Source organism: Microcystis sp. M061S2, from assembly GCF_020245605.1.
Classification (GTDB): Bacteria; Cyanobacteriota; Cyanobacteriia; order Cyanobacteriales; family Microcystaceae; genus Microcystis.
Genome location: NZ_JADBUP010000097.1, coordinates 50,624 through 57,378 on the forward strand (window position 1 = coordinate 50,624; position 6,755 = coordinate 57,378).

Genomic DNA, 6,755 nt, shown 5'->3' on the forward strand with positions numbered 1-6,755 from the left:
TATTATGGAAACGAACATGAGGGAATTAGTTCAATCAATTGACCAAGCTATTACCGTGGCCGAACAGATGCGGAAAACAGAAATATCAACTCGGATTGAGGGTTTAATTTCTGTCCTGAAAACCATCAAAAGTCAGGCGTTAGCCGGTCAATTACCATCGTCTCAAGGTATTGTTACCCTAGGATTAGCGCGAGAAGTAGCTGATTGGATCGATTCCCTCGATTCTCCTTTATTGAAAGCGGTGGGTAAAGTGGAAAGAGAATACCAAAAATATTAGGAGTTGTCGGTTACAGAACTTAGAATTAACCGAGAGCGATCGCAGTCTATCTCGATCTGATTTTTTAATCGATCGAGAGAATTAAATTTCTGTTCTGGTCGCAGGAATTGCACTAAATCCATCGTTAAAATGCGATCATATACATTGCCTGACCAATCCAATAAATGGATTTCCACACTGATAGTTTTTCCCTCAATCGTGGGACGATAACCGATATTCATAACTGCCGGTAAGCGAGAACCATCAAGAGGCACCCAACCGCAATAAACCCCGAATTGCGGCAATAATTTATCGGGGGGAACCTGTAGATTAGCGGTATGAAAACCTAATGTTCTGCCCAGCTGTTGCCCGACGACCACGCGACCGGTTAAACTGTAGGGACGACCTAACATTTGCCCAGCTTGCTCAACGTTTCCTGCTGCCAAAGCTTGACGAATTAGGGAACTACTAATCCGACCCGCCCCACAGTTTTTTAAACCAACAATCTCGACTTTAATATTAAATTGAGAGGCGATCTGTAATAAATCTTCGGCTGTACCTTGACGACGATAACCGAAGTGAAAATCTTGACCAACACTGATCGATTTAGCCTGTAATTTTTCTACTAAAATCTGTTCGACAAAAGCCAAGGGAGTCAGGGAAGCTAATTCAGCCGAAAAAGGCAGTAAAACTAATTGTTTAACGCCTAAATTCTCTAAAACCTCCACCTTTTCCCCTAGAGGAGTTAATAATTGCCATTTTTCTCGCGTAAAAAATTCCCGCGGGTGGGGAGTAAAACTAACAACGGTGGGATAAGCGGGGCCATCCTGAAAAATTGGCTGTAGGACGGTTTGATGACCTAGGTGCAAACCATCAAAGTTACCAAGAGCGATCGCACAAGGGGCTAAAATACGGGTATTAGGGGAATCTACAATCCACACGCTGGCTCTAAGAACAGATACAAGAGAATAGTTCAAGCGATTAATCTTGAGTGTAGCCTTTTGATTCTATATCAATCGGGCGATCAAGCCAAAAAAACGCCCCCAATTACTTGGAGGCTTTTTCAGAAAAAATAACTGTCATTAACCTTCTGCTAATTTCAGATCCCGCAGCGCGCTAATATCCACTTGAATCGATGGCCCCATGGAGGAAGAAACGTAAACTGTGCGCCAGTAACGCCCCTTGGCCCCGGAAGGCCGGTTTCTGTCCACCGTTTCCTGTAAAGCTTTCAAATTAATCAACAAATCCTCGGCACTAAAAGAAGCTTTACCAAATTGAACGTGAACGATCCCGGTGCGATCAGCCCGGAATTCCAATTTACCCGCTTTAAACTCAGCGATTGCCCCCGTTAAATCCGTGGTTACGGTTCCCCCTTTCGGTGAGGGCATTAAACCCCGTGGACCGAGTTGACGACCTAATTTAGCCACTTTCGGCATCATATCGGGGGTGGCGATTAACACCTCGAAATCCATCATCCCCTTGGCGATTTCTTCGATTAATTCTTCCGAACCAACGATATCGGCCCCGGCGTTGTTCGCTTCCTGTACCTTTTCCCCGCGAGTAATGACCGCTACTCGCACCGTGCGTCCGGTTCCTTTGGGTAAACTTACCGTTGTCCGCAGTTGTTGGTCGGTATATTTAGGATCGATACCTAAACGAATATGAGCTTCGGCGGTTTCGTCGAATTTCGCCGTCGCTAATTCCTTTAATAATGTCAGTGCCTCTAATGGCTCGTAGGCTTTATTTTCTACCTTAGCCTGGGCATCTCGCAAACGTCGTGAAACTTTTTTTACCATCTGATTTGTTGCTCCTTGGGTAATAACGAAGCTTAACTTCTCCCCGAAATAAGATTTAGTCTGAGATCTTGACACCCATATTTCTGGCCGTTCCCGCCACAATATTCATGGCCGCTTCGATGTCGTTAGCGTTAAGATCGGGCATTTTAGTTTGGGCGATTTCGCGTAATTGGTCGCGGGTAATGGTGGCGACAAATTTCTTGTTAGGTTCGTTGGAACCTCTTTCCACGCCGGCTGCTTTGCGGATGAGAACGGAAGCGGGGGGAGTTTTGAGAACAAAGGTAAAACTCCGATCCTCAAAAACGGAGATTTCCACAGGGATGATCATCCCGGCCTGATCGGCGGTTTTAGCGTTGTAATCTTTACAAAACGCCATAATATTCACCCCGTGTTGACCCAAAGCAGGACCGACCGGAGGAGCAGGGTTAGCCTTACCAGCAGGTAAAGCTAGTTTAATAATTGCGACGACTTTTTTAGCCATGATTTAGTTTTGTTTTTCGACTTGATTAAATTCCAATTCGACCGGGGTATCCCGACCAAAAATGGAGAGCAGGGCCTTGAGTTTGCCGCGCTCGGGACTAACTTCGATCACTTCCCCTTCAAAGTCCTTAAATGGACCGGATAGGACTAAGATTTGATCGCCAACTTCCATATTGATTTTGACGACGGGTTCTTGAATCTGAGCTTGTTTGAAGATGCGATCGACTTCTGACATACTCAAGGGTAGCGGGGTGACGTGACCGCGGCCGCGTCCGTAGTGCCGTTTTTGTTCGGCCCCGACAAAGTTGATCACATGGGGGGTGTTTTTCACCACCTGCCAAGCGTCATCATCCATGATCATTCTGATCAGGACATAACCCGGGAAGACTTTTTCCTCACCGTGTTGCCGTGAACCATCCTTGCGGACTTTGACGGTGGCCGCTTGGGGAATCTGAACTTGCAGAATGCGATCTGCCACATCGAGGGTGTGGATGCGCTGCTCCAAATTGGCTTTGACCCGTTTCTCACAACCGGAAGCCACCTGCACGGCATACCAACGGGGTTTTTTCGGTAGGCCGCTAAGATTGAGTTCTTCGGGAAACTGCTCTTCTTCTAGATTCATGGGAACACCTTCCCCGCACCCCAGGCAAAGAATTTATCGATCAGATAGATGAGAGTGGCTACTAAAGTCACCATTAACATCACCGCCGCCGATTCACTCAAAAGTTGCTGACGGGAAGGCCAGACGACTTTGGCGAGTTCTTCTTTGGTTTCATTGACGAATTCCTTGACCTGAAAGGAGCTTCCCTCTTTCTTGTCGCTCGCGTCTTTTTCTAGGGTTTCTTTTTTGGCCACGATCGCTACTCCTTAAAATGATACTCAAGCTATCCTTAACTTATCATTTTCACCGGACAACCCACACTAACCCCCAGACATTTAGATCATGTCCTTTGCAATTATCGGCTTGGTGATTACCAAACGCGCCCTGGAGGACTTGAACCCCCGACATCAGGTTTTGGAGACCTGCGTTCTACCAACTGAACTAAGAGCGCCCATTCGCTAAACTATTTGGCTTTTTTAAGGCCTTTATTTATTATAGCGTAGTTGTTGGCGATTAAGCAACTTTCTTGGTTAGGCTGTCGCCGGAAATTTTTTAGAGGGGGCGATCGAAACGTTCTTGGACCCTGGTGGCTTTGCCAACCCGATCGCGCAGATAGTAGAGTTTCGCCCGGCGTACTTTACCACGACGGATGATCTTGATACTGGCAACCCGGGGCGAGTGGAGTAGGAAAACTCTTTCTACTCCCACACCCTGGAAGACTTTGCGTACTGTAATCGTTTCGTTGATACCGCCATGGCGTTTGGCGATGACAATACCCTCGTAGGGCTGAATCCGCTCTTTATCTCCTTCAACGATTCGCACCCCTACCCGGATCGTGTCACCGACATGGATAATGGGCAGATCGCTCTTGAGATACTCGGCTTCGATTGATTTGATAATCTCTTCCGTTTTCATCGGCTTTCGTAAAACTGACAATTTACTATCATACCATATTTTTTTAAGTACAGCCTTTCTCGTCTAAATGAAATATGCTCTAAACGGGATTAGGGACTTGCGCTTTGATAATGTATCTTTTGGGCGAACGCAGTTCGCCCCTACATTGTGGACAAAATCCGTTACTGTAGAAGTGCCAAGAACCTGCGCCCTCCGATCGCTCAAGTGTGCTGATCACCCTAAGTAGGGGGAAGTCCTTCGAGAGTCCCCGCAGCTAAGGGACTTACGCTTTGATAATATGCTATCTAGCTGGTCTGATTCTTCTACAGAGCGATTTTCTGGCTGGGATATTATTCCCAAGCAAGTCCCCCACGTCCAGCTTATAGTAGTAGCCAACAACCCCGACGAGCAAGCCATTTGCGCCCAATACCTGCGCCATAATCGCGTCAGATACTTTGCTTTGATCTAAGATTGAGTCAGCAATATCTAATTTGGAGTCTCAGGCAATGGAACCAATTTCTCTAATTATCACTGCGTTGGCTGCTGGTGCGGCGGCTGCTGCTAAGGATACGGCAGGAACAGCCGTTAAGGATGCTTATGAGAGTTTAAAAGCGTTGATTAAGAAGAAATTTGCAGAAAAAGGGAAAACAGATTCATCAACAATTTTAGATAAATACGAACAGAAACCTGAAAAAACGAAAGCTCTTTTGGAAGATGAGTTAGAAGAAGCGGGACTTAAAGAACTGAAGGAGGATGACGAAATTATTAAAGCAGCCCAAGAAGTAATGAAAAAAGAAGATCCAGAAGGGGCAAAAGAAGGTAAATATAATATAAATATTTCTGGTGGGGTTCAAAATGTTGTTGGTTCAAATCGAGGGACTGCAAGCCAAACAGTTACTTACAATCCTAAAAGCTCGTAGTTGCGCTTTAGCACCCAAACCTGATGAATGAGAATCAAGCCGGTAAAAATCTTAATATTGAAGGTGGGGTTCAAGCTGTCGCTGGTGAAAATCTAGGGACAGTCAATCAGTATATTAGCATCCAGAAATCTGAGATTGAAATTACCAATCAACCCTTAATTACGGGTTCACCTTATTTGGGTTTAAGGAAGTTTGAAGTAGATGATAAGGATAGGTTTTTTGGGCGAGATAATTGGATTGTTGAGTTAACTGATTATTTAAAGCAAAAGAATGTTTTATTGCTTTTAGGTGCGTCGGGAAGCGGTAAGTCTTCTCTCGTGCAAGCGGGTTTAATTCCTAAGTTAAAGGATAATTTGGGCGCAAATAAATTGGTTAATTTAACTTTTGTTCCTGATGTTAATCCCTTTGAGTCTTTTTATGGTTGTCTTTTGGCAAATAGATATAAACAATCCCAAGCGAAATTAGCACAAGCTGTTAAAGAAGAGACTTTAATTAATGTGGTTGAAGGATTAAAAAATAATTCTGATTTATGGTTTATTTTTATTGACCAATTTGAGGAGTTATTTACTCGTACACCGAAAACTGAAAGAGATATTTTCATTAAAAGTTTGATTAAATTAATTGAAAATAATAATAGTTTAGTTAAAATTGTGATGACGATGAGGGCGGATTTTTTAGATAAATTAAGTCCTTATCCCAGTTTAGGAAAAATCCATGATCAGTATAGCAAGATGTTAACAGATATGGATGAAAGTGAGTTAAGATTAGCTATTGCTGAACCGGCGGCGAGAAATGGGGTAATATTTGAAAAGGGATTAATTAATCAAATTGTTGCGGATTTTTATGAACAGGCTGGCTCTTTACCTCTGTTACAATATACGTTAGATTTATTGTGGCAAAAAAATCATATTCAAGAGCGGGTTTTAAATAATAAGATTTATCAAGAGATTGGTGGGGTAACGGGTGCGCTAGAAAAACAAGCGGATAAAATTTATAGTCAATTTAATGAACAGCAAAGGAAAGCAGCAGAGGAAATTTTTCTAGAGTTAATTAGTTTAGAAGGGAAAGAAGCGGTTAGCATAAGGGCGGATAAATCGAGTTTTGAACAGGAGGAAATGCAAGGGGAGGTTCTCTATCAATTGATAGATAATCGTCTTTTGGTGAGTAAGGGAGAAGACGGGAAAGCAACGGTTGAGGTGGCACATGAGGAGTTAATTCGTTCTTGGAAAGTGTTACAGGATTTAATTCGAGAAAAAGAGGAGATAATTGTTCTGAGAAGTCGTTTATATGCTGATGCTAAACAGTGGGATGATTTACAGAAGCAAGATGCAGTAAAAGCGAGTAGTGAGCTTTGGGGAGGTTCTAAACTGACAAGGATTGTCAATCTTATCAAAGAAAAATCACTTTCTAATTTAGATGATGTAGCCGTAAAATTTATTAAAGCTAGTTATCACTATCAAAAGCAACGAGAAAAAATCGAAGCAGAAAGAAAACGGCGCGAAGTTGATACAGAACTTAGTTTAGCAAATTCTCTCAGTGGTTATTCTTTGCATCTCTTTAATGAAGAGGGAAAAGAATTAGATGCTATTGTTGAAGCGATTAAGGCAGGAAAAATTTTGCAGAAACACAACGCAAGCAACACGAAGGTAATTGATGCTTTGCAGAAGATTCTGGTTGAAGGAAGGGAATCTAATCGCTTAGTAGGGCATAATGGCAGTGTCAATAGTGTGAGTTTTAGCTCCGACGGCAAGACTTTGGTGAGCGGTAGTTGGGACAAGACTATCAAACTCTGGAATGTAGAAACAGGC

At 43.3% G+C, this 6,755-nt stretch carries 10 protein-coding genes and 1 tRNA gene; 4 read left to right on the forward strand and 7 right to left on the reverse strand.

All coding sequences use genetic code 11. The features are described from left to right. The first annotated feature begins 4 nt into the window (after nt 1-4). Nucleotides 5-277: a hypothetical protein gene (locus IM475_RS16735; protein WP_287728348.1), complete on the forward strand. Its 273-nt coding sequence runs from the start codon at nt 5-7 to the stop codon at nt 275-277. Here IM475_RS16735 and IM475_RS16740 read toward each other — a convergent pair. The 7 genes from IM475_RS16740 to rplS form a co-directional block, all read right to left on the reverse strand. Next, nucleotides 274-1,197 carry a bifunctional riboflavin kinase/FAD synthetase gene (locus tag IM475_RS16740; RefSeq protein ID WP_287728351.1) on the reverse strand — a complete coding sequence of 308 codons (924 nt, stop codon included), beginning with the start codon at nt 1,195-1,197 and terminating at the stop codon, nt 274-276. The genes IM475_RS16735 and IM475_RS16740 overlap by 4 nt on opposite strands. A 141-nt stretch (nt 1,198-1,338) precedes the next feature. Next, entirely contained in the window at nt 1,339-2,052 is a 714-nt protein-coding gene (gene rplA / locus IM475_RS16745) for a 50S ribosomal protein L1 (protein ID WP_287728352.1), read from the reverse strand. 55 nt (nt 2,053-2,107) lie between these two features. After that, complete coding sequence (gene rplK, locus IM475_RS16750; protein ID WP_002735897.1) at nt 2,108-2,533, reverse strand: 50S ribosomal protein L11; 426 nt, start codon at nt 2,531-2,533, stop codon at nt 2,108-2,110. Between the two features lie 3 nt (nt 2,534-2,536). Next, entirely contained in the window at nt 2,537-3,154 is a 618-nt protein-coding gene (nusG, locus tag IM475_RS16755; protein WP_002735925.1) for a transcription termination/antitermination protein NusG, read from the reverse strand. Next, nucleotides 3,151-3,387 (reverse strand): preprotein translocase subunit SecE, encoded by a 237-nt coding sequence (gene secE, locus IM475_RS16760; RefSeq protein WP_002737505.1) that lies wholly within the window; start codon nt 3,385-3,387, stop codon nt 3,151-3,153. Before secE ends, nusG begins: the two co-directional genes overlap by 4 nt. Before the next feature lie 124 nt (nt 3,388-3,511). Beyond that, a tRNA-Trp gene (locus IM475_RS16765) sits at nt 3,512-3,584 on the reverse strand. Nucleotides 3,585-3,685: 101 nt separating this feature from the next. After that, on the reverse strand, nt 3,686-4,048 hold the full coding sequence (rplS, locus tag IM475_RS16770; protein ID WP_002738040.1) for a 50S ribosomal protein L19: 363 nt from the start codon (nt 4,046-4,048) through the stop codon (nt 3,686-3,688). Nucleotides 4,049-4,325: 277 nt separating this feature from the next. On the opposite strand from rplS, the gene IM475_RS16775 reads away from it, so the two are divergent. The 3 genes from IM475_RS16775 to IM475_RS16785 all read left to right on the forward strand — a co-directional run. Then, the gene (locus tag IM475_RS16775; RefSeq protein ID WP_287728354.1) at nt 4,326-4,496 is read left to right on the forward strand and encodes a hypothetical protein; all 171 of its coding nucleotides are present in this window, start codon (nt 4,326-4,328) and stop codon (nt 4,494-4,496) included. 37 nt (nt 4,497-4,533) lie between these two features. Continuing rightward, nucleotides 4,534-4,947: a Het-E N-terminal domain-containing protein gene (locus tag IM475_RS16780; RefSeq protein WP_287728356.1), complete on the forward strand. Its 414-nt coding sequence runs from the start codon at nt 4,534-4,536 to the stop codon at nt 4,945-4,947. Nucleotides 4,948-4,970: 23 nt separating this feature from the next. After that, nucleotides 4,971-6,755 (forward strand): NACHT and WD repeat domain-containing protein (locus IM475_RS16785; RefSeq protein ID WP_287728359.1); only part of this gene is annotated, 1,785 nt, incomplete at its 3' end.

What these genes read in the sequence shown, in the direction of transcription:
- IM475_RS16775 (WP_287728354.1), top strand. Translation starts at nt 4,326, where the DNA reads ATGCTATCTAGCTGGTCTGATTCTTCTACAGAGCGATTTTCTGGCTGG.
- rplK (WP_002735897.1), bottom strand. Translation starts at nt 2,533, where the DNA reads ATGGCTAAAAAAGTCGTCGCAATTATTAAACTAGCTTTACCTGCTGGT.
- IM475_RS16735 (WP_287728348.1), top strand. Translation starts at nt 5, where the DNA reads ATGGAAACGAACATGAGGGAATTAGTTCAATCAATTGACCAAGCTATT.
- rplS (WP_002738040.1), bottom strand. Translation starts at nt 4,048, where the DNA reads ATGAAAACGGAAGAGATTATCAAATCAATCGAAGCCGAGTATCTCAAG.
- rplA (WP_287728352.1), bottom strand. Translation starts at nt 2,052, where the DNA reads ATGGTAAAAAAAGTTTCACGACGTTTGCGAGATGCCCAGGCTAAGGTA.
- nusG (WP_002735925.1), bottom strand. Translation starts at nt 3,154, where the DNA reads ATGAATCTAGAAGAAGAGCAGTTTCCCGAAGAACTCAATCTTAGCGGC.
- IM475_RS16780 (WP_287728356.1), top strand. Translation starts at nt 4,534, where the DNA reads ATGGAACCAATTTCTCTAATTATCACTGCGTTGGCTGCTGGTGCGGCG.